This window comes from Aquabacterium sp. J223 (genome assembly GCF_024666615.1).
GTDB lineage: Bacteria > Pseudomonadota > Gammaproteobacteria > Burkholderiales > Burkholderiaceae_C > J223.
Window position 1 is genome coordinate 3943565 of record NZ_CP088297.1, and the last position, 23090, is coordinate 3966654.

General features: G+C 72.5%; 21 protein-coding genes. 15 read left to right on the plus strand and 6 right to left on the minus strand.

The window, feature by feature from the left end:
• The first annotated feature begins 6 nt into the window (after positions 1 to 6).
• Positions 7 to 864 carry an HpcH/HpaI aldolase/citrate lyase family protein gene (locus LRS07_RS18570; protein ID WP_260499414.1) on the plus strand — a complete coding sequence of 286 codons (858 nt, stop codon included), beginning with the start codon at positions 7 to 9 and terminating at the stop codon, positions 862 to 864.
• A gap of 6 nt (positions 865 to 870) precedes the next feature.
• Here LRS07_RS18570 and LRS07_RS18575 read toward each other — a convergent pair whose 3' ends face one another.
• From LRS07_RS18575 to LRS07_RS18585, 3 genes are read right to left on the minus strand one after another with little or no spacing between them, the layout of a single operon-like run.
• On the minus strand, positions 871 to 2046 hold the full coding sequence (locus tag LRS07_RS18575) for a thiolase family protein (protein ID WP_260499415.1): 1176 nt from the start codon (positions 2044 to 2046) through the stop codon (positions 871 to 873).
• Positions 2043 to 2432, minus strand: a complete 390-nt coding sequence (locus LRS07_RS18580; protein ID WP_260499416.1) for a Zn-ribbon domain-containing OB-fold protein — start codon at positions 2430 to 2432, stop codon at positions 2043 to 2045. Before LRS07_RS18580 ends, LRS07_RS18575 begins: the two co-directional genes overlap by 4 nt.
• On the minus strand, positions 2417 to 3292 hold the full coding sequence (locus tag LRS07_RS18585; protein ID WP_260502164.1) for an SDR family oxidoreductase: 876 nt from the start codon (positions 3290 to 3292) through the stop codon (positions 2417 to 2419). The genes LRS07_RS18580 and LRS07_RS18585 overlap by 16 nt, the downstream gene beginning before the upstream one ends.
• Before the next feature lie 190 nt (positions 3293 to 3482).
• Between LRS07_RS18585 and LRS07_RS18590 the strand changes: the two genes are divergently transcribed.
• Genes LRS07_RS18590 through LRS07_RS18605 form a run of 4 tightly spaced genes read left to right on the plus strand, consistent with a single transcriptional unit; the run spans position 3483 to position 8819 of the window.
• Entirely contained in the window at positions 3483 to 4466 is a 984-nt protein-coding gene (locus LRS07_RS18590; RefSeq protein ID WP_260499417.1) for a Bug family tripartite tricarboxylate transporter substrate binding protein, read from the plus strand.
• An 11-nt stretch (positions 4467 to 4477) separates the two neighbouring features.
• A complete protein-coding gene (locus LRS07_RS18595) occupies positions 4478 to 5353 on the plus strand; it encodes an SDR family oxidoreductase (protein ID WP_260499418.1) in 876 nt (291 codons plus the stop codon).
• Positions 5350 to 6885 carry a class I adenylate-forming enzyme family protein gene (locus LRS07_RS18600; protein WP_260499419.1) on the plus strand — a complete coding sequence of 512 codons (1536 nt, stop codon included), beginning with the start codon at positions 5350 to 5352 and terminating at the stop codon, positions 6883 to 6885. Before LRS07_RS18595 ends, LRS07_RS18600 begins: the two co-directional genes overlap by 4 nt.
• Positions 6882 to 8819 carry a CoA-binding protein gene (locus tag LRS07_RS18605; RefSeq protein ID WP_260499420.1) on the plus strand — a complete coding sequence of 646 codons (1938 nt, stop codon included), beginning with the start codon at positions 6882 to 6884 and terminating at the stop codon, positions 8817 to 8819. Before LRS07_RS18600 ends, LRS07_RS18605 begins: the two co-directional genes overlap by 4 nt.
• A gap of 33 nt (positions 8820 to 8852) precedes the next feature.
• Here the strand turns inward: LRS07_RS18605 and LRS07_RS18610 are convergent, their stop codons facing one another.
• Positions 8853 to 9557 (minus strand): TetR/AcrR family transcriptional regulator, encoded by a 705-nt coding sequence (locus LRS07_RS18610; RefSeq protein WP_260499421.1) that lies wholly within the window; start codon positions 9555 to 9557, stop codon positions 8853 to 8855.
• Positions 9558 to 9560: 3 nt separating this feature from the next.
• Complete coding sequence (locus tag LRS07_RS18615) at positions 9561 to 10424, minus strand: TetR/AcrR family transcriptional regulator (protein WP_260499422.1); 864 nt, start codon at positions 10422 to 10424, stop codon at positions 9561 to 9563.
• A 128-nt stretch (positions 10425 to 10552) separates the two neighbouring features.
• On the opposite strand from LRS07_RS18615, the gene LRS07_RS18620 reads away from it, so the two are divergent.
• The 7 genes from LRS07_RS18620 to LRS07_RS18650 are packed head-to-tail and all read left to right on the plus strand — an operon-like array spanning position 10553 to position 17806.
• Positions 10553 to 11815: an alpha/beta hydrolase gene (locus tag LRS07_RS18620; RefSeq protein WP_260499423.1), complete on the plus strand. Its 1263-nt coding sequence runs from the start codon at positions 10553 to 10555 to the stop codon at positions 11813 to 11815.
• 43 nt (positions 11816 to 11858) lie between these two features.
• Positions 11859 to 12836, plus strand: a complete 978-nt coding sequence (locus LRS07_RS18625) for a Bug family tripartite tricarboxylate transporter substrate binding protein (RefSeq protein WP_260499424.1) — start codon at positions 11859 to 11861, stop codon at positions 12834 to 12836.
• Positions 12837 to 12841: 5 nt separating this feature from the next.
• Positions 12842 to 14539, plus strand: a complete 1698-nt coding sequence (locus LRS07_RS18630; RefSeq protein WP_260499425.1) for an AMP-binding protein — start codon at positions 12842 to 12844, stop codon at positions 14537 to 14539.
• A gap of 20 nt (positions 14540 to 14559) precedes the next feature.
• Positions 14560 to 15429, plus strand: a complete 870-nt coding sequence (locus LRS07_RS18635; protein WP_260499426.1) for a VOC family protein — start codon at positions 14560 to 14562, stop codon at positions 15427 to 15429.
• Complete coding sequence (locus LRS07_RS18640) at positions 15426 to 16580, plus strand: FAD-dependent monooxygenase (RefSeq protein ID WP_260499427.1); 1155 nt, start codon at positions 15426 to 15428, stop codon at positions 16578 to 16580. Before LRS07_RS18635 ends, LRS07_RS18640 begins: the two co-directional genes overlap by 4 nt.
• Positions 16577 to 17038, plus strand: coding sequence for an acyl-CoA thioesterase (locus LRS07_RS18645; protein ID WP_260499428.1), 462 nt, complete (start codon positions 16577 to 16579; stop codon positions 17036 to 17038). The genes LRS07_RS18640 and LRS07_RS18645 overlap by 4 nt, the downstream gene beginning before the upstream one ends.
• Before the next feature lie 12 nt (positions 17039 to 17050).
• Positions 17051 to 17806 carry a maleate cis-trans isomerase family protein gene (locus LRS07_RS18650; RefSeq protein ID WP_312028322.1) on the plus strand — a complete coding sequence of 252 codons (756 nt, stop codon included), beginning with the start codon at positions 17051 to 17053 and terminating at the stop codon, positions 17804 to 17806.
• Between the two features lie 43 nt (positions 17807 to 17849).
• Here LRS07_RS18650 and mdeB read toward each other — a convergent pair whose 3' ends face one another.
• Positions 17850 to 20552 (minus strand): alpha-ketoglutarate dehydrogenase, encoded by a 2703-nt coding sequence (mdeB, locus tag LRS07_RS18655; protein WP_260499429.1) that lies wholly within the window; start codon positions 20550 to 20552, stop codon positions 17850 to 17852.
• Positions 20553 to 20675: 123 nt separating this feature from the next.
• Here mdeB and LRS07_RS18660 point away from each other — a divergent pair, with 123 nt between their 5' ends.
• The 3 genes from LRS07_RS18660 (at position 20676) to LRS07_RS18670 (ending at position 23089) form a co-directional block, all read left to right on the plus strand.
• The gene (locus tag LRS07_RS18660) at positions 20676 to 21143 is read left to right on the plus strand and encodes an Lrp/AsnC family transcriptional regulator (RefSeq protein ID WP_312028323.1); all 468 of its coding nucleotides are present in this window, start codon (positions 20676 to 20678) and stop codon (positions 21141 to 21143) included.
• 122 nt (positions 21144 to 21265) lie between these two features.
• Entirely contained in the window at positions 21266 to 22183 is a 918-nt protein-coding gene (gene ku, locus LRS07_RS18665) for a non-homologous end joining protein Ku (RefSeq protein ID WP_260502167.1), read from the plus strand.
• 39 nt (positions 22184 to 22222) lie between these two features.
• The gene (locus LRS07_RS18670) at positions 22223 to 23089 is read left to right on the plus strand and encodes a tetratricopeptide repeat protein (protein WP_260499430.1); all 867 of its coding nucleotides are present in this window, start codon (positions 22223 to 22225) and stop codon (positions 23087 to 23089) included.
• Position 23090: the final 1 nt, after the last annotated feature.

The following is a 23090-nucleotide window of genomic DNA, read 5'->3' on the forward strand; positions in this document are numbered from 1 at the left end:
ATGGGCATGAACACCGACTCGCCGGTCGCCACCGCGCGCACGCTGCTGTTCGTGCCCGGCGACCGGCCGGAGCGCTTCGACAAGGCCGCGCGCAGCGGGGCCGACGCGGTGGTGCTCGACCTGGAGGACGCGGTGGCCACGGCACACAAGCCGGCGGCCCGCGCGCACATCGCACAGCAGTGGCCGGCGCTGCACGCGCTCGGCGTGCCGCTGGTGGTGCGCGTCAACGCTGCCGCCGACGGCCAGGTGCCGGCCGACGACCTCGCGCTCGTCGCCGCGCTGCCCGGCCTCGCGGCGGTGATGGTGCCCAAGGCCGAGTCGGCCGCCGCCCTGGCGGCGCTGCATGCCGCCGCCGGTGGCGTTGCGCTGCTGCCGCTGATCGAAACCGCCGCCGGACTCGACGCGGTGAAGGCGGTGGCCGGCGCCGCGGGCGTGCTGCGCCTGGTGGTCGGCAGCCTCGACTTCATGGCCGACACCGGCATCGCCTGCGACGCCGACGAGACCGAACTGGTGCCGCTGCGCTTCGCGGTGGCCATCGCCACCCGGCTCGCCCGCCGCGCGCCGGCCCTCGACGGCGTGACCGTGCAGACCGGCGACGACGCGCGCCTGCAGGCCGACACCCGACGCGCCCTGCGCTTCGGCTTCGGCGGCAAGCTGTGCATCCACCCGCGGCAGGTGGCGGTGGTGCACGACGCGCTGGCGCCGTCGGCACAGGAGCTCGACTGGGCGCGGCGCGTGCTGGCCGCCGACGCCGCCAGCGCCGGCGCGGCGGTGCAGCTCGATGGCCGGATGGTCGACCTGCCGGTGGTGCTGCAGGCGCGCGCGACGCTGGCGCGGGCCGCGCGGACCCTCACGCCAGGCTGAGCCGGATCACGGCAGGGCCTCGGTGGCCAGGATGGCGGTGGCCTGGCTCGACAGCGTGCCGCCGTTGCCATGCGCCAGCGCGGTCCTCGCGCCGGCGACCTGCCGCTCGCCGGCCTCGCCGCGCAGCTGCCGCACCGCCTCGATCAGCGCGAACACGCCGTACATGCCCGGGTGCACGCAGGACAGGCCGCCGCCGTTGGTGTTCACCGGCAGCCGCCCGCCGGGCGCGATGGCACCGCCCTGCACGAAGGCACCGCCCTCGCCCTTGGCGCAGAAGCCGAGGTCCTCCAGGAACAGCAGGGTGTTGATGCTGAAGGCGTCGTAGAGCTGCACCATGTCGATGTCCTTCGGCGCCAGCCCGGCCGCGGCGAAGGCCTGGGCGCCGGACTGGGTGGCCGCGGTCACCGTCAGGTCGCGCATCGACGAGATCTGCCGGTGCCACACGGCGGTGGCGCTGCCCAGCACGTACACCGGCGCCCTCGGCCGGTCACGCGCCTCGTCGGCACGGCTGAGCACCAACGCGCCGGCGCCGTCGGTGACCAGGCAGCAGTCGCGCACGGTCAGCGGGTCGGACACCATCCGCGAGGCCAGCACGTCGGCGATGGACAGCGGGCCGCGCATCAACGCCTCCGGGTTCAACCGGGCCCAGGCGCGCGCGGCCACGGCCACCTCGGCCAGCTGCTCGCGCGTGGTGCCGTACTGGTGCATGTGGCGCGAGGCGGCCAGCGCATAGGCGCTCACCGGCAGCGCCGGCTGGTAGGGGTGTTCGTAGGGCTGCGGGTCGAGGAAGCGCCGGCTGGCGACGATCTCCCGGCGGCCGAAGGCGCTGCTGCGGTTGGCGCTGCCGTAGCAGATCAGCACATGGCGGCACTGCCCCGCCTGCAGCGCCCGCATGGCCGGCAGCAGGTGGGCGATGAAGCTGCTGCCGCCCAGCATCGTGCCGTCGACGTACGACGGGTTCAGGCCGAGGTACTCGATGACCGGCATCGGCCACATCACCGCCGACAGGCTGCAGGTGGCCAGGCCGTCGATGTCCTTCATCGTCAGGCCGGCATCGGCCACCGCCGCGGTGGCGGCGCGGGCCAGCAGCTCGATGTCGGTGAAGCCGGGCGCTTCGCCGCAGCCGAACGTGGCCGCGCCGGTGATGGCGGCACTGCCGCGCAGGGAGTTGGTCGTGGTCATGCGGGATCGAACACCAGCAGGCCCCGGCCGTCGTGTTGCACGACGCGGGCGCGCACCTTCAGGCCGATGCGAACATCGTCGGGCGCCAGGCCTTCGACCCGGCTCATCAGGCACACGCCTTCGTCCAGGTCGACCAGCGAGACGTTGAGGTCGCCGCCGTCCTCGGGCCGGCGACGCACGGTGGTCACGGCGACCACCGTGCCGGTGCCGGCCGGCGCCTGCCGGGCGAGCGCGGTGCTGCCGCAGTGGGGACAGAGCTCGCGCGGGAAGAACACCGCACGGTCGCAGGCGCTGCAGCGCTGGATGAGGAAGCGGCCCTCGTCCAGCGCCGCCTGGTGGCGCGCCTGCACGCCGCCGGGCCGGTCCGCGCTCAGATCGGGTCCCATGTGAAGACGTCGCCCGAGCGGTCCATCGGCACGAAGGACGCCTGCAGCGCCGGCACACCGTGCTCGGCCAGGCTCTGCGCGGTCCAGCCCTCCTCGCGGTGCACCGAGCGCAACGGCCGGGGCTGGCTCATCAGGAAGACCTCGTTCTTGCGCACCGCGAAGACCTGGGCGTTGACCGCCGCGGCCGCGTCGCTGAGCAGGTACACCGCCAGCGGGGCGATCTTCTCCGGGGTCATCTGCTTGAAGCGCTCGACCCGGGCCTGCTGCTCCGGCGTGTCCACCCGGATCGAGCTGGTCATCGCCGTCCAGGCGAAGGGCGCGATGCAGTTGGACCGCACGCCGAACTTCTGCATGTCCAGCGCGATGCTCTTGGACAGCGCCACGATGCCGAGCTTGGCCGCGTTGTAGTTGGCCTGGCCGACGTTGCCGATCAGCCCCGAGGTGGACGTCATGTGCACGAAGGCGCCGCTGCCCTGGTCCTTGAAGCGGTCCGCCGCCGCACGGCTGACGAAGTAGCTGCCGTACAGGTGCACGCGCAGCACCGCGTCCCAGTCGTCGGGACCCATCTTGTGGAAGATGCGGTCGCGCAGGATGCCGGCGTTGTTGACCACGCCGTCGAGGCGGCCGAAGGCCGTCACCGCGTCGTCGACCAGCTGCGCGGCGGCCTCGGCCTCGCCGACGCTGCCGATGGCCGGCGCGGCGGACCCGCCGGCCTGCCGGACCTCGTCGACCACCGCATGGGCGGCGTCGCCGATGTCGTTGACGACGACCGAAGCGCCCTCGGCGCCCAGCGCCAGCGCCAGCGCCCGGCCGATGCCGGCCCCGGCCCCGGTGACCAGCACCACCTTGTCCTGCAGCATCTTCGTCATCGGCACGGCGCCTTCAATCTGTTCAACGATCAGATATTAGACCACCTGAACACCGTCCAGCGGCCGTCGACCTTCTCAGGTGTTTACCCTTGGACTCAAACGCGACGATCGCCCTCAAACTAATCGCCGATCAGATTCGATCGGCCCATCGCGGCAGGAACGCCGCCCCGAGGAGACCCGCATGAACGCACCCAACCTGCCACGGCGCGCGGTCCTGGTCGCCATGGGCGGCGGCCTGGCACTGGCCGCCCGACCCGCGCTGGCGGCCTGGCCCGAGAAGCCGATCCGCTTGATCGTGCCGTACCCGCCCGGCGGCATCACCGACGTGCTGGGCCGTTCGCTGGCCGAGGCCATGCGCCGGGAGCTCGCGCAGACGGTGGTGGTCGAGAACAAGCCGGGCGCCAACAGCGGCCTGGGGGCGCAGGCGCTCGCCGCCTCGCCGGCGGACGGCTACACCGTGCTGCTCGGCGCGGCGTCGACGGTGGTGCTCAATCCGATGCTCAACAGCAAGATCGGCTACGACCCGCGCGAGTTCACCCCCGTCGGCCGGATCGCCGACACGCCCTTGGTGGTGGTGGTCAAGGCCGACAGCCCGCTGACCAGCCTGGCCGACCTGCTGGCCGCGGCCAAGGCCCAGCCGGGACGCCTGGCCTACGGCAGCACCGGCGTGGGCAGCTCGCTGCACCTGGCCGGCGAGCTGCTGCAGTCGGCGACCGGCACCGAGATGCTGCACGTCCCGTACAAGGGCAGCGCGCCCGCGCTCAACGGCGTGCTGTCCGGCGAGACGCAGTTCCTGGTCGACTCCATCGGCTCGTCCATGCCGCTGATCAAGGGCGGGCGGGTGCGCGCGCTGGCGGTGACCACCGCGCAGCGCCTGCCGATCCTGCCCGAGGTGCCGACGGTGGCCGAGGCGGGGGTGGCGGGCTTCGACGTGTCCACCTGGTTCGGCCTCTTCGTGCCCCGGCAGACGCCGGAGGAGGCGGTCAGGCGCCTGAACGCCGCCGTGGCATCGGCCGTGCGCGAGGCGGCCTTCCGCACGCAGTTCGAAGGCCTGGGCATGATCGTCTCGCAGCCCGGGTCGCCCCAGGCCTTCGACCGCTTCATCAAGGCGGAGGCGGGCAAGTGGGCCCCGCTGATCAAGGCCAAGAACATCGTCCTGGAGTGAAGACGAAAGCCATGTTCCAAGCCGATCTGTTGAAGGGCAAGCGCATCCTGGTCACCGGCGGCGGCTCGGGCCTGGGCCGCGAGATCGCCAGCCGCTACCTCGAGCTCGGTGCCGAGCTGCACCTGTGCGGGCGCCGGAAGGCGGTGCTCGACGAGACCGCTGCCGCGCTGATGGCGGCGCACGGCGGGCGCGTGGTCGGCCACGAGGTGGACATCCGCCACGCCGACGCGGTGGACGCGATGGTCGACCGCATCTGGTCCGACTCGGGGCCGCTGGACGGGCTGGTCAACAACGCCGCCGGCAACTTCGTCAGCCGCACGCAGGACGTGTCGCCCCGCGGCTTCGACGCGGTGGCCGGCATCGTGCTGCACGGCACCTACTACACCACCCACCACGTCGGCCGGCGCTGGATCGCCGAGGGCCGCAAGGGTTCGGTGATCTCCATCGTCGTCACCTGGGTGCGCACCGGCGCGCCCTTCGTCGTGCCGAGCGCAATGAGCAAGGCCGGGGTCGACGTGATGACCAAGTCGCTGGCCATCGAATGGGGGCCGCACGGCATCCGCCTCAACGCCATCGCGCCCGGCATCTTCCCGACCGAAGGCGCCAACAAGCGGCTGAGCCCGAACACCGACTGGAAGGACGACAACGTGCACAACCCCATGAACCGGGTCGGCCGCATGAGCGAGCTGCAGAACCTGGCCGTCTTCCTGATGGCCGACGGCGTGGAATGGCTCACCGGCGAGACCATCGCCATCGACGGCGCCGGGCACCGGCAGAACGGCGCCTCGTTCACCGAGCTGGCCGGCCTGAACGATGCGCAGTGGCGCGAGATGCGCGAGTCCATCCGCGCACAGGACCGGCGCGACAAGGCCGCGACCCCGGCATGAACGCGGCGGACATCGTGGGCGAGGCGATCGCCGAGCGGGGCGTGGCCGACAAGGCGGCGCTGGTCGAGGACGGGCAGGCGCAGCTGACCTACGCCGAGCTGGCGCAGCGGCTGGACCGTGCCGCCGCGGTGCTGCAGGCCGCGGGGCTGGGGCCCGGGGAGCGGCTGGCCATCGTCAGCGAGAACAGCGCCGACGCCGTCGTGCTGCTGCTGGCCGCGCTGCGCGCCGGCGGCTGGGCGGTGCCGATCAACGCCCGCATGGCCGCGGGCGAGGTGGACGGCATCCTGGCCCACGCCAGGCCGCGCCTGGCCTACTTCGCCAGCGGCTCCTCGGCCGAGGCCCACGGCCATGCGCTGCGCACCGGCGCGCCCGCCGCGGACCCCGCCGATTGGGTGGGCGGCCACCTGGCGCGCTTCGACGACGGCGTGCAGGCGGAGGACGAACCCGGCGTCGCGCTCATGCTCTACACCGGCGGCAGCACCGGCCTGCCCAAGGGCGTGATGCTGACCCACGACAACCTCGACTTCGTGACCCGGGTGTCGATGCAGCAGGCGGTGCTGCTGCGCGAGGACCGGCTGTTCCACGCGCTGCCGATCTCGCATTCCTTCGGCCTCATCTCCGCCCTGCTGTGCGGCCTGCGCGCGGGGGCCACGGTGCGGCTGGTGCGGCGCTTCTCGGCCGAGGGGCTGGCGCGCGCCATCCTGGACGACGGCATCACCGTCTTCCAGGGCGTGCCCGGCATGTACGCCCGGCTGCAGGAATGGAGCCTGGCGAGCGGCACGCCGCTGCGGCCGCACCGGCTGCGGCTGGCCTACATCGGCGGCGCACAGATCGACGCCACCCGCAAGGCGCAGAGCGAGGCGCTGCTCGGCCTGCCGCTGCACCACGGCTACGGCATGACCGAATGCGCGCCGGTGGCCGTCCGCACCATCGGCCACCCGCCGCCGAAGACGGTGACCTGCGGCTGGCCGATCCCCGGCGTCGACGTGCAGCTGCGCGACGAGGCCGGTCGGCCGGTGCCGCCGGGTGGCCATGGCGAGGTGTGGATCCGCGGCCCCAACGTCATGCGCGGCTACTTCCGCGACCCGGAGCAGACCCGCGCCGCGGTGGACGCCGAGGGCTGGCTGCACACCGGCGACATCGGCGAGTTCGGCCCCGACGGCGACCTGAGCATCGTCGGCCGGCGCAAGGAGATGATCATCCGCGGCGGCTTCAACGTCTACCCGGCGGAGGTCGAGCGGGCCATCGCCGCCTTCCCCGGCGTCGGCCAGTGCGCGGTGGTCGGACGCCCGGTCGACGACGACGAGGAGGTGGTGGCCTTCGTCGAACCGGTCGCCGGCCAGGCGGTGGACCTGGCCGCGCTGCGCCAGCACCTGCGCGAGCAACTGGCACCGTACAAGCGGCCGGCCGCGATCGTCGTCCTCGACGCGCTGCCGGCCAACACCACCGGCAAGGTGCTCAAGCCGCGGCTCAAGGCCATGGCGATGGAGTTGGCGATGGACACGGCGCCCACCCGGCGTGGCGCCCGATGAGCGCCCGCTGGCCTTCCCTGCAGGCGCTGCTCGCACCGGCGTCGGTCGCCGTGGTCGGCGCATCGGACAACCCGGACAAGGTCGGCGGGCGGCCGCTGCGCTACCTGCTGCAGCAGGGCTTCGCCGGCCGTGTGCACGCCGTCAACCCGCGCGCGACCACGGTCCAGGGGCTGCCGGCCCACGCCTCGCTGGCCGAGCTGCCGGAGGTGCCCGACGCCGCGGTGCTCTGCGTCTCCGCCGACCAGGCCGAGGCGCAGCTCGCGCTGTGCGCCCGGCTCGGGGTGCGCCAGGCGCTGCTCTTCGCCTCCGGCTATGCCGAGGTGGGTGAGGACGGCCGGCGCCGGCAGCAGCGGCTGCTCGACCTCTGCCGCGAGGGCGGCGTGCGCCTGGTCGGACCGAACAGCATCGGCGTGGCCAGCTTCGACAGCGGCGCGGTGCTGTCCTTCGCCTCCATCTACAGCGACCATGCGCCGCAGGACGGCCCGGTGGCCATCGTGTCGCAAAGCGGAGCCTTCGGCGTCACGCTGTACGCGCTGCTTCGGCAGGCCGGCATCGGCGTGCGCTGCGTCGCGGCCACCGGCAACGAGGCGGACCTGAACTGCGCCGACTTCATCGCCGCCATGGCGCTGCAGGGCGGCGTGCGGCTGCTGCTGCTGTACCTGGAGCAGGTGCCGGATGCGGCACGCCTGGAGGCGGCCCTCGTCATGGCACGCGACGCCGGCATGGCGGTCGTCGCCGTGCGGGCGGCCCGGTCGCCGGAGGGCCGTGGCGCGGCGCAGTGCCACACCGGCTCGAACGGTGCCGGCGGCCCGGTGCTGGACGCGCTGTTCGCCGCCGCCGGCTGTCGCACGGTGGCCGACCTCGGCGAGCTCGTCGCCGGCGTGCCCCTGTACCTGGCGGCCAGCGCGGGCACCGGGCCTTCGCCGGCCGTGCCGCGGCTGGCCATCGTCAGCAACTCGGGCGCCTCCTGCGTGATGGCCGCCGACCAGGCGCACCTGCTGGGGCTGCCGCTGGCGGCGCTGGGCGCCGGCACCGTGCGCCAGCTCGACGCGCTGCTGCCGGCGTTCTCCCTCGGCCGCAACCCGATCGACCTCACCGCCATGCTGCTGGCCGACCCCGCGCTGCTGGGCGCGGTGATGCGCTGCGTGCTCGACGACGATGCGGTCGACGCGGCGGTGCTGGGGCTGCTGGCGATCGGCGGGCCGAGCTACGACGTCGCCCGCTTCGCGGCGGAGGTCCACGAGGCCGCGGCGCGGGCCGGCAAGCCGGTCGTCATGCACAGCGCACAGCACGAGGTGCGGCAGGCCTTCGTGGCACGCGGGCTGGCGGTGTCCGCCAGCGAGGGCGAGGCCCTGCGCGTGCTGCAGGGCTTCGCCGCCCACCGAGCCGGTGCGGCGGCGGCCGCGCCGCTTCGTCCTCCCCCGCGGGAGGCGGCGACACCGCACCGCGACGATGGCGACGCAACGCCCGACGCCCCGCTGGCGCTGGACGGCATCGCCGCGCTGCGCGCCTTGAAGGACGGCCCCGCCCGCTGCGGCCCGTGGCTGACCGTCGACCAGGCCACGATCCAGCGCTTCGCCGAGGCCACCGGCGACCGGCAATGGATCCACCTCGACGTCGACCGCGCGGCGCGTGAGTCGCCCTACGGCCGCACCATCGCGCACGGCCTGCTCACCCTGTCGCTGCTGCCCACGTTGCTGGCCGGCCTGTTCAGCTACCCGGGCCGCAAGACCAGCGTCAACTACGGTTTCGACCGGGTGCGCTTCACCGCCGCGGTGCCCGAGGGCGGCCGGGTGCGGCCGGTGGTGCGGCTGGCCGACCTGGACGAATTGCAGCCCGGCGAGGCGCGGGTGGCCTGGGACGTCACGCTCGAGCTCGAAGGCAGCGCGCGGCCGGCGCTCGTCGCTCGCTGGCTGGTGCAGATGCGGTACTGACGCCGCCCCCGGGGGGACCGCCGGGCGATGCCGTCAGGCGTGGTCCAGCCCGGCGATGAAGATGGAGAACACGTCGCCGCCGATCTTCAGCGGCGCGTCCTTGCGCACGATGTCCCAGGCGTTCTGCCGGTCCACCATCAGCGTGGCCATGCCATGGCAGGCGGTCCAGGCGGCGAGCGCCGCCCGGCGGGTGCGCGCCAGCGGCACGTCGCGCGAGCTGAGGTACTCGCCCACCGCCGTCTCCAGGATGCCGTAGGAGCGCCGGGCCGCCTGCTCCAGGTCCGGGAACTGGGCCTTGTCCGGGATGTCGGGGCCGAACATGACGTGGAACAGCGCGCCATGGTCGACGGCGAACTGCAGGTGCGCCAGCATCACCGCCAGCAGCCGCTCGCGCGGGTCGGTCTTGTGGCGCAGCGCGCCGATGCGCTGCTCGAACAGCAGCCGGAAGCCGTGCGCCGCGATGGCGGCCAGGTAGGCGGCCTTGCCCTCGAAGTGGTGCAGCGGCGCGGTCTGCGAGACGCCGACGTCGCGCGCCGCGCGGCGCAGCGTCAGCGCGGCCGCGCCTTCGGTGTCGAGGATCTCCACGCCGCGCAGCACCAGCGCGTCGCGCAGGTTGCCGTGGTGGTACGTGGCGGGCCGGGGGGCCTCGACCGCCGCCGGCGGCGCCGTGGCCGAGCCGCCGGCCTTCACCGCCCGCGGTGCGGTCGTTCCTGCGGTGGGTCGGGGGGAGGTGGGCATGCGTCAGTCCGAGGAGGAAGCCGGACGCCTGGGGACGGCCCGCTTCCTGGCGGTGGGCGAAGTGTCTTGCAAACCCGGCGCGGTGGAACCGGGGGGCCGGCTGCGCCGGCGCGGCTTCGGCGCCGCGGCGGCCGGCGGCAGCCACGCGGCGAAGCCGTCCAGCAGCAGCTGGAGGCCGGCCTCCAGGGTGGTGCCGACGTCGAGCCCGCTGAAGGGTTTAACGAGGAACGCGGCACCCGGCATCTGGTCGGCGCCGGCCCGCGAGACGTAGCCGAGGATGAAGTCGGCGTGTTCGCTCGGGCTCTGGTGGAACGCCGCCGCGCTGCCCACGCTGACGATGAACAGCATCAGCAGGTGGTAGGCCAGCGCCGCCTGCTCACGGCTGAAGCCGGCCGACTGGAAGATGCGGCCCATGTGGTCGAAGAACACCAGGCCCCAGTCGGTCTCGCCCGGCTGCACCTTCTGGAACAGCCGGAAGCGGTTGTGCGTGGCGATGTAGCTGGCCAGGCCCGGCCAGCGCTGGTGGCTGTCGTGCATCAGCCGCGCCGTGGTGGCCAGGTCGGTGCGCCAGTCGCCGGTCAGCGGCGGCATGCGGGCCATGCGGTCCTGCAGCGCGTGGTTGAGCACCGCGCTGAGCAGCTCGTCGCGGCTGCCGATGTAGTAGTGGATCAGCGCCGGCGTCACGTCCATCTCGCGCGCCAGCCGCAGGATGGTGATGTCGTTCAGCGGTTCGCAGCGCGCCAGCGCCACCGCCTTGAGCACCACCGCCTCTCGCGACAACTCCGGCCCGCCGTCGCGCGGGCGGCGGCCCGGGCGACGGGCCGCGGGTGTCTTCGTCGCCGGCTTCTGCTTCGCTCGCACGTTCATCCGGGCAGCGTAACCGATGGCCCGTCGACGGCCGGGGGTGGGTTCGACCTTATTTGACACCGTGTCAGTTCCAGCCCTAACCTGCGCGTCGCGTTAATTGACGTGGTGTCAAAAGGAGCGACGACACGATGGCCAGCCCTTCCTCCCCTGCCGGTGCCACGGGCGCGGTGACGGCCGGCATGCGCGGTGCGTCGTGGACCGCCGAGCGGCTGCACCGGCCCTTCGACACCCGGCCCTGCCCGCTCGCCACCGAAGACGGGCAGCGCGTGCTCGGCTTCCTCTTCTCGCGCGGGGGCGAGAAGGGCGTGGTCTTCGTCATGCACCCGCGCGAGATGGTGGTCACCCACTACCTGGTGCCCGACCTGCTGGACGCCGGCTGGGCCTGCTGGGTGCAGGGGCCGCGTTCGGTCGGCAACGACCTGCGGCTGGAGCACGAACTGGCGCTGCACGACGTGGCCGCCGGCATGCGGCACCTGCGTTCGCTCGGTTTCGCGACCATCGTCCAGCTCGGCAACTCCGGCGGCGCCGGGCTGTTCGCTTTCTACAACCAGCAGGCCATGCTCGACGGCGAGCGGCGGCTTCGCCACACCCCGGCCGGGCGGCCCACGAAGCTGGAGTCGGCCAACCTGCCGGTGGCGGACGGCCTGGTCTTCCTGTCGCCGCACCCCGGACAGGGCGCGCTGCTGATGAGCGGCATCGACCCGTCCGTCACCGACGAGGCCGACCCGTTCTCCTGCGACCCCGCGCTCGACCCGTTCGATGCGAAGAACGGCTTTCGCCGCCCGCCGGAGTCGTCGCGCTACGCGCCCGAGTTCGTCGCGCGCTACCGCGCCGCGCAGCGCGAGCGCGTGGCCCGCATCGACCGCATCGCGCTCGACCTGGTCGCCCGCCGTCGCGACGCCCGCCAGCGCCTCAAGGAGGCCCCCAGCCGGCGCGACAAGCTGGTCGCCAGCCACCAGCCGGTGTTCACCGTGTGGCGGACCGATGCCGACCTGCGCAGCTGGGACACCTCGCTCGACCCGTCGGACCGCACGGTCGGCACGCTGTGGGGCGCGGACCCGGCGGCGTCCAACCTCGGCAGCGTCGGCTTCGGCCGCGTGGTGACGCCCGAGTCCTGGCTGTCCACCTGGTCGGGGCTGCAGTCGCGGGCCTCGATGGCGCTGTGCGCGCCGTCGGTGCAGCAACCGGTGCTGTTGGTCGAGTACAGCGGCGACAACGCCGTCTTTCCGGCCGACATCGATGCCATCGAGGCCGCCATCGGCAGTCCGCACAAGCAGCGCGTGACGGTGCGCGGCAACCACCACGGCATGGCCCTGGCGGAGGGCGAGCCGTCCGGCCAGGCGGTCGCCGGCGAGCACGTCACGCGATGGCTGACCGAGAACTTCGGCTGAGCTGCGACGGCCGACGACGACGACACAACGAAGGAGACGACCCATGCAAAAACGAACCTTGCTGTCCGGGCTGGCCTGCGTGCTGGCGCTGGGGCTGGCGCCCCTCGGCACCACGGCGCTGGCCCAGCCGGGCCGGCAGCCGATCCGCATCGTCGTGCCGGCGCCGGCCGGCAGCGCGCCCGACGTGGTCGCACGCCTGATCGGCGAGCAGTTCCGGGCCCGCTTCGGCCAGCCGGTGGTGGTCGAGAACCGGGCCGGGGCGGGCGGCATCCTGGCCGTCAACGCCGTGCGCGGCACCGAGCCCAACGGCACCACGCTGCTGTTCGCCCAGGCCGCGGTGGTGACGGTCACGCCCCACACCTACAAGGAAGGCAAGTACGACATGGAGCGCGACTTCGAGACGGTCGGCGCCGTGGCCTACACGCCGATGCTCTTCGTCGCCAACATCGACAAGGGCCCGAAGAGCTGGGCCGAGGCGGTGCAGCTGATGAAGTCGCAGCCGGGCGGGCCGTCGATGGGCAACCCCACGCGGACCTCCATTCCGCACCTGGCGGCCGAACGGGCCGGGCAGGCGGTGGGCGGCAGCTTCCAGAACGTGTCCTTCAGCAACACCGGCCAGGGCATCCAGGCGGTGGTCAACGGCGACACGCTGATGTACGTCGACGGCACCGCGCCGCTGGTGCCGCTGGTCAAGGCCGGCCGGCTGCGGGCGCTGGCCGTCGCCTCGGACAAGGTGCTGCCCGGTCTGGAGGGCATCCCGCTGGCGCAGGAGCAGGTGCCGGGGCTCGAGGTGTCCGGCTGGTTCATGATCTTCGCCAGCAAGGGCACGCCACGTCCGGTGCTGGAGCAGCTGAACCAGGCGATGAACGCCGCGCTGAAAACGCCCGAGGTGGTGGACAAGATGCGCGAGCTGGGCAACTACCCGCTGGGCGGCTCGCTGGCCGACGCCGGCGACTTCCTGCGGCGCGAGAAGCAGCAGTGGGCGGAGGTGATCCGCAAGTCCAACCTGCAGCCGGAGTGAGGGCGATGCCGTTGTCCGCCCCTTCGCCCGCCCCGACCGCCCCGCGCATCGGCGTGCGCCAGCCGATGCCCGGCGTGGTCTACCCCGATGCGGCGACGCTGCAGCGCTACGTCGACGCCGGTGCGCTCGGCCACGAGACGTTGCCCGGCGTCTTCCGCGCCACCGCGGCCGCGCATGGCGACCGGCTGGCGCTCGCCGGCCCCGAACGGCGCATGACCTACCGCGAGCTGGACCGCGTCACCGACCGGCTGGCCGCCGCGCTGCTGCGCGAGGGCCTGGCGCCGCTGGACCGCGTGGTGTTCCAGCTCGGCAACTGCCCCGAGCTGGTGTTCTGCTGGCTGGCCTGCCTGAAGGCCGGGCTGATCCCCATCTGCACGCTGGCGGCCCACCGCGAGCGCGAGATCGGCTACCTGGCGCAGCTGGCCGAGGCGAAGCTGCACCTGGTGCAGGGCGACGACCCGAAGTTCGACGACATCGGCTTCGCGCGGCGCATGCAGACGCAGGTGCCGACGCTGCGCCGCATCCTGCAGGCGCGGGGACGGTCCCAGGACGGCGTGCTGCACGTCCATGCGCTGATCGACTCCGTGGGCGACGAGGAGGCCCGCCAGCGGCTGGCGCAGGTCGAGCTCGACCCGTTCCAGGTGGCGGTCTTCCAGCTCTCCGGCGGCACCACCGGCGTGCCGAAGATCATCCCGCGCATGCACAACGACTACGTGTGCAACATGCAGGCCGTCGCGCGGTGGATGGGCTACCGGCCCGGCGAGGTGCTGTTCATGCCCCTGCCCATGGTGCACAACCTGAACATGGGCTGCTTCTTCGGCCCGTTCCTGCTCACCGGCGGCACGGTGACGATCGCGCCCGACCTGCGGCCCGAGTCGCTGATCGCGCTCATCGCGCAGGAGAAGCCGCAGTGGCTGGTGGTGATGGGGCCCATCCTCGCGCGGCTGGAGACGGCCATCTCGAGCGGCGCGCTGGATTTCTCCGGCATCCGCGGCGTGGTCACGCCGAGCGGGGTGGTCAAGCTGCGCCAGCTGCTCGGCGGCGCCCCCGTCTACACCATCTTCGGCATGACCGAAGGCGTGATCATGCTGACCCGCGAAGGCGACCCGCCCGAGGTGCTGGACCACACCAACGGCCGGCCGGTGCACCCGCTCGACGAGGTGCGCATCCTGGTGCCGGGCACCGAGACCGACGTGGCGCCCGGCGAGGCCGGCGAGCCGGCCTTCCGCGGTCCCTACACGCTGCACGGCTACTACAAGGCCGAGGAACGCAACCGCGAGGCCTTCACCCGCGACGGCCACTACCGGTCCGGCGACCTGATGGTCGAGCAGCGCATCGGGGGCCGCAGCCACTACGTCTTCAAGGGCCGCCTGAAGGACGTCATCAGCCGGGGCGGCGAGAAGGTTAACGCCGACGAGGTGGAGGAAGCGGTGTGCGCCCACCCGGCCGTGGCGTCCTGTGCCGTGATCGGCATGCCGGACCCGGTGTTCGACGAACGCGTCTGCGTCTTCGTGCTGCTGCGCGAAGGCCGCGCGGCGCCGACGGTGGCCGAACTCGGCGCCTTCCTTCAGGACTACGGCATGGCCAAGTACAAGTGGCCCGAACGCGTGGAGACGGTGGACGCCTTCCCCACCACGCATTCGGGCAAGACCAGCAAGCCGGCGCTGCGAGAGCTGCTGATGCAGCGCCTCCAGTCCCATTGACGCCCGAAAGCGAGAACGCCATGAACCGCTCCGACGACGCGCCCGTGCTCAAGGGTGTCCACCACACCGCGCGACCGACCTGGAAGCTGCGCGAGACCGTCGAGTTCTACCGTGACAAGCTGGGCCTGCCGCTGGTGCACGCCATCTCCGCGCGCGGCTGGGGGCCGGACAACCACCCGGACTTCCTGCACTTCTTCTTCCGCTCGGGCAAGGGCAGCACGATCGCCTTCTTCTACTACATCGGCGCCGAGCAGCCGGCGTACACCATGCCGGTGGACGACTACCGCTCGCGCGCCACGCACACCGCCTGGCAGGTCGACACGCTGGACGAGCTGAAGGCCTGGCGCGACCGGGTGGAGTCGCAGGGCATCGCCCTGAAGTACCAACTGCGCCACGAACTGATCGAGTCGATCTACTTCCACGACCCGAACGGCTACCCGATCGAGATCACCTGCGAGGTGCGCCCGATGACGGCGGTGGACGCACGGGACGCCGAGCACACCCTGGAAGCGGCGATGGCACGCGAGGACGCCCAGCGGCTCGACGGCCGGCGCTTCGAGAGCATCGACCAGGTGTGGCGGGGCAAGGCCGACGCGCTCGGCGGCGCCGGCGACGGGCTGGCGGTGCTCTACGTGCTCGACGTGCCGGAGTTCGCGCCGCTGGTGGCGGCCGGCCGGGCGGACCCCGCCGTGCAGGTGGACCGGGCGGACGCCGAGGGCTACTGGCGGCTGGCCTCCGGGCAGCGGCTGCGCTTCGAGCGCAAGGCGCTGGGCTTCGTGCCGGCGCTGTGGAACGCCGCGCTCACCGGCGGCTTCCGCGGCGAGGTGCGGTCCTTCGACCGCCAGTGCCTGGAGATCGTGCCCCAGGGCGCGGCCGGGAGCGCGCCATGAAGGTCGCGGTCGTCGGAGGCGGCCCGTCGGGGCTGTACCTGTCGCTGCTGCTGCGTCGCCGCCGGCCCGGCTGGGACGTGCAGGTGGTGGAGCAGAACCGTCCCGACGCCACCTTCGGCTTCGGGGTCGTGCTGGCCGACACCGGGCTGGCGCAACTGCACCAGGCCGATGCCGCCTCGCACGACGCGATGGTGCACGCGATGCGCTTCAACCACAGCCAGACCATCGTGCAGCGCGAGGTGCCGATCGCCGTGCAGCGCAACGTCAAGGGCGGCGCGATCGAGCGGCTGGCGCTGCTGCACATCCTGCAGCGCCAGTGCGAGGACGCCGGCGTCGTGCTCCACCACGGACGGCGCATCGAGCACCCGGACGCGCTGGCCGGCCTCGGCCTGGGCGACGCGGACGTGGTGGTGGGCGCCGACGGCATCAACTCCGTGGTCCGCCAGGCCTTCGCGTCGGCGTTCGGCACCACCCAGCAGCAGCTGACCAACCACTTCGCCTGGTACGGGACCGAGCGGGTGTTCGAGACGCCGGCGCTGGTGTTCCGACGGCACGACGGCGGCCACTTCGTCGCGCACTACTACCCGTACTCGGCGACGATGAGCACCTTCGTCGCCGAGTGCGACGACGCCACCTGGCGCCGTCTGGGGCTGGACCGGATGGCCGACGCCGAGCGGCAGGCCCTGTTCGAGCGCCTCTTCGCCCCCGAGCTGCAGGGCCTGCCGCTGATCTCCAACAAGTCGACCTGGCGCCAGTTCCCGGTGATCCGCAACGCCCACTGGCACCACGGCCGGCACGTGCTGATCGGCGACGCGCTGACCAGCGCGCACTTCTCGATCGGCTCGGGCACCCGCATCGCCATGACCGACGCCATCGCGCTCGCCGAGGCCCTGGTCGCGCACGAAGACGACGTGCCCGCCGCGCTGGCGGCCTACGAGGCATCGCACCGGCCGCGCAAGCAGAAGCTGATCGACGCCTCCGAGCGTTCGTACAACTGGTACGAACGCATCGGCGAGTGGATGGACCGCTACGGCCCGGAGGAGTTCGTCTACCAGTTCATGACCCGCACCGGCCGGGTGGACGACCGCCGCCTGCGCGAGCAGTTCCCGGCGCTGATGGACCGGCTCGCGCGGGCCAGGGCGGGCGCATGAGCGGGCACCTGGAGGAGAGCTACGAGTACGTGCTCGACCATGCGCCGTTCACCGTGCGGCGCACCATCCGCTGGTCCGACTGCGACCCCGCGGGCATCGTCTTCACCGGGCGCTTTACCGAGTACCTGCTGGGCGCGGTGTCGCTGTTCATGCGCCACCTGCACAGCGGCCCGGGCACCGTGCTGCAGACGCTCGGCGTCGACACGCCGTGCAAGGGGCTGTCGCTGGTGTTCCATGCACCGCTGCGCCCCGACGACGTGGTCGACATCCGCGTGACGGTGGGGGCGCTGCGCGAGAGCAGCTTCGACCTGCAGGCGCACGCCGCGATGGCCGACGGCCGGCTGGCCTTCGAGGGGGTGTTCTCGCCCATCTGCATCCGCCGCGAGCCGCGCGGCCGGGTGCCCATCCCCGACCTGCTGCGCGAGCGGCTGCAGCCCCACCGCACGCCGGACCGTTGACGGGAAGACGACATGACGACCACCACCTATCGCATCGGGCAGATCGTGCCCAGCTCCAACACCACCATGGAGACCGAGATCCCGGCGCTGCTGCGCGCGCGCCAGGCGCGCCGGCCGGAAGCGGCCTTCACCTTCCACTCGTCGCGCATGCGCATGCACACGGTGGAGAAGGCCGAGCTGGTGCGCATGAACGCGCAGGCCCTGCGCTGTGCGGCCGAGCTGGCCGACGCCCGGGTCGACGTGATGAGCACCGCCTGCCTCGTCGCGCTCATGGCGATGGGCCCGGGACACCACCGCACCGCCGAGCGCGAGATCGAGGCCGCCGCGCGCGAGGCCGGCAGCCAGGCGCAGGTGATGACCTCGGCCGGCGCGCTGGTCGATGGCCTGAAGGCCCTCGGCGCCCGCCGCGTCGCGATGATGATGCCGTACACCGATGCGCTGGCGCAGGCGGTGGTGAGCTACATCGAGGCCGAGCACATCGAGGTCGTGCACTGGCTGAACTTCTCGATCGCCGACAACCTGGCGGTGGGCCGGCGCCCCGCCGCTCGGCTGCTGGAGGACGCGGCGCGGCTGGATCTGTCCCGCGCCGACGTGGTGGTGGCGTCGGCCTGCGTCCAGATGCCCTCGCTGGCCGCGCTGCAGCCGCTGCAGGAGCGCCTGGGCCTGCCGGTCACCTCCACCGCGGCCTGCACCGCGTGGCAGATGCTGACGCGGCTGGGCCTCGAGACGCCGCTGCCGGACGCGCGGCTGTGCGAGGGCGCCGCGTAGGCCGGCCGCTCGACCGTCGCCGCCGGCCGACGGCACCTGCGCCTCAGCAGGTCCAGGACGGCGGCGCGTCCGCCGCGATCCCGTAGCGGCGGATGGCGTCGGCGCAGACCGCCGCGTCGACGCGGCCCTGGCGGCGCAGGGCGCTCAACGCGGCCAGCACGATGTGGTGCCGGTCCACCTCGAAGAAGCGGCGCAGCGCGGCGCGGGTGTCGCTGCGGCCGAAGCCGTCGGTGCCCAGCGCGGTGAACGGCGCCTCCACGTGCGCGGCGATCAGCTCGGGCCAGGCGCGCACGCAGTCGGTGGCCGCCACCACCGGCGCGTCGCCGACGAGGCACCGCGCGACATGGCTGGCGCGGGGCGCCTGCGTCGGATGCAGGCGGTTGAAGCGCTCGGCCTCGCGGGCGTCGCGCGCCAGTTCGCTGAAGCTGGTGGCGCTCCACAGCTCGGCGTCGACCTGCCAGTCGGCGGCCAGCAGCTCGGCCGCGGCGATCGCCTCGCGCAGGATGGCGCCCGAACCGACCAGGCGGACCCTGCCCTTCGCGTTCTCCGCCCGGTGCTCGGCAAGGCGGTACAGGCCCTTGATGACGTCGGCTTCGGCCGCCGCCGGCAGCGACGGCTGCGCGTAGTGCTCGTTCATCAGGGTGACGTAATAGAAGACATCCTCCTGCTGCTCCAGCATCTGCCGCATGCCGTGGTGGAGGATGACGGCGAACTCGCCGGCGAAGCACGGGTCGTAGGCGCGGCAGTTCGGCACCGTGGACGCCTGCAGCAGGCTCGACCCGTCCTGGTGCTGCAGGCCCTCGCCGCCCAGGGTCGTGCGGCCGGCGGTCGCGCCGAGCAGGAAGCCGCGCGAGCGCTGGTCGGCGGCGGCCCAGATCAGGTCGCCCACGCGCTGGAAGCCGAACATCGAGTAGTAGATGTAGAACGGCAGCATGGCCTGGCCGTGCACCGAGTAGCTGGTGGCCGCCGCCGTCCAGCTGCTGACGGCGCCGGCCTCGCTGATGCCTTCTTCCAGGATCTGGCCGTCGGTGGCCTCGCGGTAGCTCATCAGCGAGCCGATGTCCTCGGGCTCGTAGCTCTGGCCGTCGAACGCGTAGATGCCGACCTGCTTGAACAGGTTGGCCATGCCGAAGGTGCGCGCCTCGTCGGCCACGATGGGCACGATGCGCGGGCCCAGCACCCGGTCCTTGAGCAGGTTGGTCAGCATGCGCACGAAGGCCATCGTCGTGCTCATCTCCTTGCCGTCGGCCTGCGTGGCGAAGCCGCCGTAGCCCGCCAGCGGCGGCACGGGCACCGGCTCGGCCCGGCTGCGGCGTGCCGGCAGGGGCCCGCCCAGCGCCGCGCGGCGTGCGTGCAGGTATCGCATCTCGGGGCTGTCGTCGGCGGGCTTGTAGAACGCCAGCGACGCGGCCTGTTCGTCGGTCAGCGGCAGGTCGAAGCGGTTGCGGAAGGCGATCAGGTCGTCGCGCTCGAGCTTCTTCTGCTGGTGGGTGGTCATGCGGCCCTGGCCGGCCTCACCCATGCCGTAGCCCTTCTTCGTCTGCGCCAGGACGACCACCGGCTGGCCGACCGTGTGGGCGGCCGCATGGTAGGCGGCGTGGATCTTCACCAGGTCGTGCCCGCCACGCTTGAGGCGGTCGATCTGGTCGTCGGTCAGGCCCTGGGCCAGCCGGGCGAGCCGCGCGTTCTGGCCGAAGAAGTGGTCGCGGTTGTAGCGGCCGTCCTTCGCGGCGAAGGTCTGCAGTTGGCCGTCCACCGTCTGCGAGAACACCTCGGCCAGCGCGCCGTCGGTGTCGCGCGCGAACAGCCCGTCCCAGTCCGAGCCCCACACCAGCTTGATGACGCGCCAGCCGGCGCCGGCGAACAGCGCCTCCAGCTCGTCGATGATGCGGCCGTTGCCGCGCACCGGACCGTCGAGCCGCTGCAGGTTGCAGTTGACCACCCACACCAGGTTGTCGAGCCGCTCGCGCGCGGCCAGCGTCAACGCGCTCATGCTCTCGGGCTCGTCCATCTCGCCGTCGCCGAAGACGCCCCAGACCGTGCGCCCCGAGGTGTCCAGCAGCCCGCGGTGCTGCAGGTAGCGCATGAAGCGCGCGTGGTAGATCGAGCTGATCGGGCCGAGGCCCATCGAGCCGGTGGGGAACTGCCAGAAGTCGGGCATCAGCCACGGGTGCGGATAGCTGCACAGGCCCTGTGCGCCGCTGCCTGCGGCGGTGATCTCCTGTCGGTAATGCGCCAGGTCGTTCTCGCCGAGCCGCCCCTCGAGGAAGGCGCGCGCGTAGACCCCCGGCGCCGAATGCGGCTGGAAGAAGACCAGGTCGGCACCCGCGCCGTCGACCCCGGCCTTGAAGAAGTGGTTGAAGCCGACCTCGAACAGGTCCGCCGCGCTGGCATAGCTTGCGATGTGACCGCCGAGTTCGCCGTAGGCCTTGTTGGCCCGCACCACCATCGCGAGCGCGTTCCAGCGCATCAGCGACGCCAGCCGCTCCTCCAGCGCCAGGTCGCCGGGGAAAGGCGGCTGCTGCGACACCGCGATGGTGTTGGCGTAGGGCGTGCCGCGCGCCGGCTGCCAGCCGACGGACGGGTCGCGCGCCATCGCGGCCAGCACGTCCATGACCTGGTGCACCCTCGCCGGGCCGCTGGCCTGCAGCAGCGACCGCAGGGCGTCGCGCCACTCGGTGGTCTCCTGCGGGTCGAGGTCGGCTGCGGTGCCCCGCGGTTCTCGGTGGCTCAACGGGTCACTCATGGGTCCTTCCTCCTGTCTGCCAGCACTGTAGGAAAGCCTGCGCCGCAGTTGTGGCTGATCACGCTGGTCGTCCGGCGTATCCGCAGCACAGAATGCTGCAGAACCGCCGAAACAGCCTCGATCATGGATCTGGACGCCATCGACCTGAACATCCTGCGCGAGCTGCAGGCCGACGCCAGCCTGTCCAACGTCGAGCTGGCGCGGCGCGTTCACCTCTCGCCGTCGCCCTGCCTGGCGCGGGTCAAGGCGCTGCAGACCGGCGGCGTGATCCGGCAGTACGTCGCGCTGCTGGACGCCAAGCGGCTGGGGCTGCACCTGAACGTCTTCATCTCCATCAGCCTGCGGCGGCAGACCCAAGCGGCGCTGGAGGCCTTCGAGGCCCGCATCTGCAGCCGCGAGGAGGTGATGGAGTGCTACCTGATGACGGGCGACGCGGACTACCTGATCCGCGTGGCGGTGCCCGACATGGCCGCGCTGGAGCGCTTCATCCTGGAGCGGCTGTCGCCGATGCCCGAGATCGAGAAGATCCGCTCCAGCTTCGCGCTCAAGCAGGTGCGCTACAAGACCGCCCTGCCGCTGTCGACGCGGTGAGGGCGTGGCGCGGCCGGGGCGCCGCCGCGCCGCCGCGCCGCCGCGCCGCCGACCCCATCCTGGTCGTTGCGCACGCTTCTTGCCCCTCCGCTGGCGGCGCTTTCGCCTGCCAGGAGGCCGCCATGGCAGCTCGTTCGATCGCTTCCCTCACGCTCAGCTTCGGCTTGGTCTCCATCCCGGTGAAGCTGTACTCCGCCACCGAGTCGTCCTCGGCGGTGCGCTTCAACCTGTTGGCTCAGGACGGGTCGCGGCTGAAGCAGCAATACGTCTCCGAGAAGAGCGGGCAGGTCGTCCCGCGCGCCGAGATGGTCAAGGGCTATGAGTTCGAGCCGGACCGCTATGTGACGTTCACGTCCGAGGAACTGAAGGCGCTGGAAGACGCGTCGAGCCACAGCATCGACATCGTGGCCTTCATCCCGGCCGACCAGGTCGACCCGCTCTACTACGACAAGGCCTACTTCCTCGCGCCCGACAAGCGCGGCGCCAAGCCGTACAACCTGCTGAGGGAGGCGATGCGGCGCACCGACCGACATGCGCTAGCCAAGTGGGCCTGGAAGGGCAAGCAGTACGTGGTCCAGCTGCGCCCCACCGAGCAGGGTGTCGTGCTGCAGCAGCTGCTCTACGCCGACGAGGTGCGCCGGATGGCCGACCTCGACATCGAGCAGACAACGGTGTCCGACGCCGAACTCAAGCTCGCCACCCAGCTCATCGACCAGATCGCGCAGGACACCTACGACCCTGCGCAGTACGAGGACGAGGAGAAGAAGCGCATCCTCGCCGCCATCGACCAGAAGATCTCCGGGCAGCAGGTGGTGACGTCCGCGCCGGCCGAAGCCGGCACGGGGGCGCAAGTCATCGACCTGATGGACGCCCTGCGAGCGAGCCTCGGCCGCGGCAAGGGGGCCGGCCCGGCGAAGTCGGCCGCCCCGGCCGAAGAAGCGACCGCCGACAAGCCGCGGCGGCCAGCGCGCCGGTCTGCCGCCGCGCCGGAAGCCGTGGCAGCCGCGCCGGCGCCGTCCCGCAAACGAGCCACCCGCTGAGCGCGTGCGCTCGCCGAAAGCGCCCTCCCTTCCTTGCCCATGAGCACCGCGGCGGCGGCCACCGTTCACACCCTCAAGAGCGTCGAAGGCGCGGTCGGCATCCCGCGGGCCATGGTGCTGCGCCTCATCAGCCGCGGCTACGTCGTGCCCGCGAAGGGCCGCCGCGGACAGTACCTGTTCTCGTTCCAGGACCTGGTGCTGCTGCGTTCCGCCCATGGGCTGCTCCGGGCCGGAGTGCCGGCGTCGCGGGTGGTGCAGGCACTGGCCAGGCTGCGTGAACAGCTCCCGTCCGACCTCCCCTTGAGCGGGCTGCGCGTGACCGCCGTCGGCGGCGACATCGCCGTTCGTGACGCGGCCAGCCCGCGCAGCGTCGTCTCGGGTCAGCTGCTGCTCGACTTCGAGGTGGAGGCGCGGGACGGGGCGGCCGCCCAGGTGGTGGCCTTGTCGTCACCCGACACCGATGGCCGGGGGCCGTCCCCGCCGGCACCCGCGGCCGACCCGCGTGACCTGGTCGTCCGAGGCGCCGAGCTGGAGCACCGGGATCCGGTGGCGGCGGAGGCCGCCTACCGCCAGGCGCTGCAGCTCGACCGCTGCTGCACCGACGCCTACCTCGGCCTCGGCACGCTGCTGAGCGAAACCGATCGGGACGAAGCGGCGGTGGCGCTCTACCAGGATGGCCTGCGACGGTGCGCCGACAAGGGAACGCTGCACTTCAACCTCGCCCTCGTGCTGGAAGACCTGGGCCGGCTGACGGAAGCCGCGGAACAGTACGAGCGTTGCCTGGAAACCGACCCGACCTTCGCCGATGCGCACCACAACGCCGCGCTGCTCTATGAGCGGCTGGGCGAAGGCCAGCGGCTCATCCGCCATTTGAACGCCTACCGTCGCCTGACGCGAGGAACCTGAG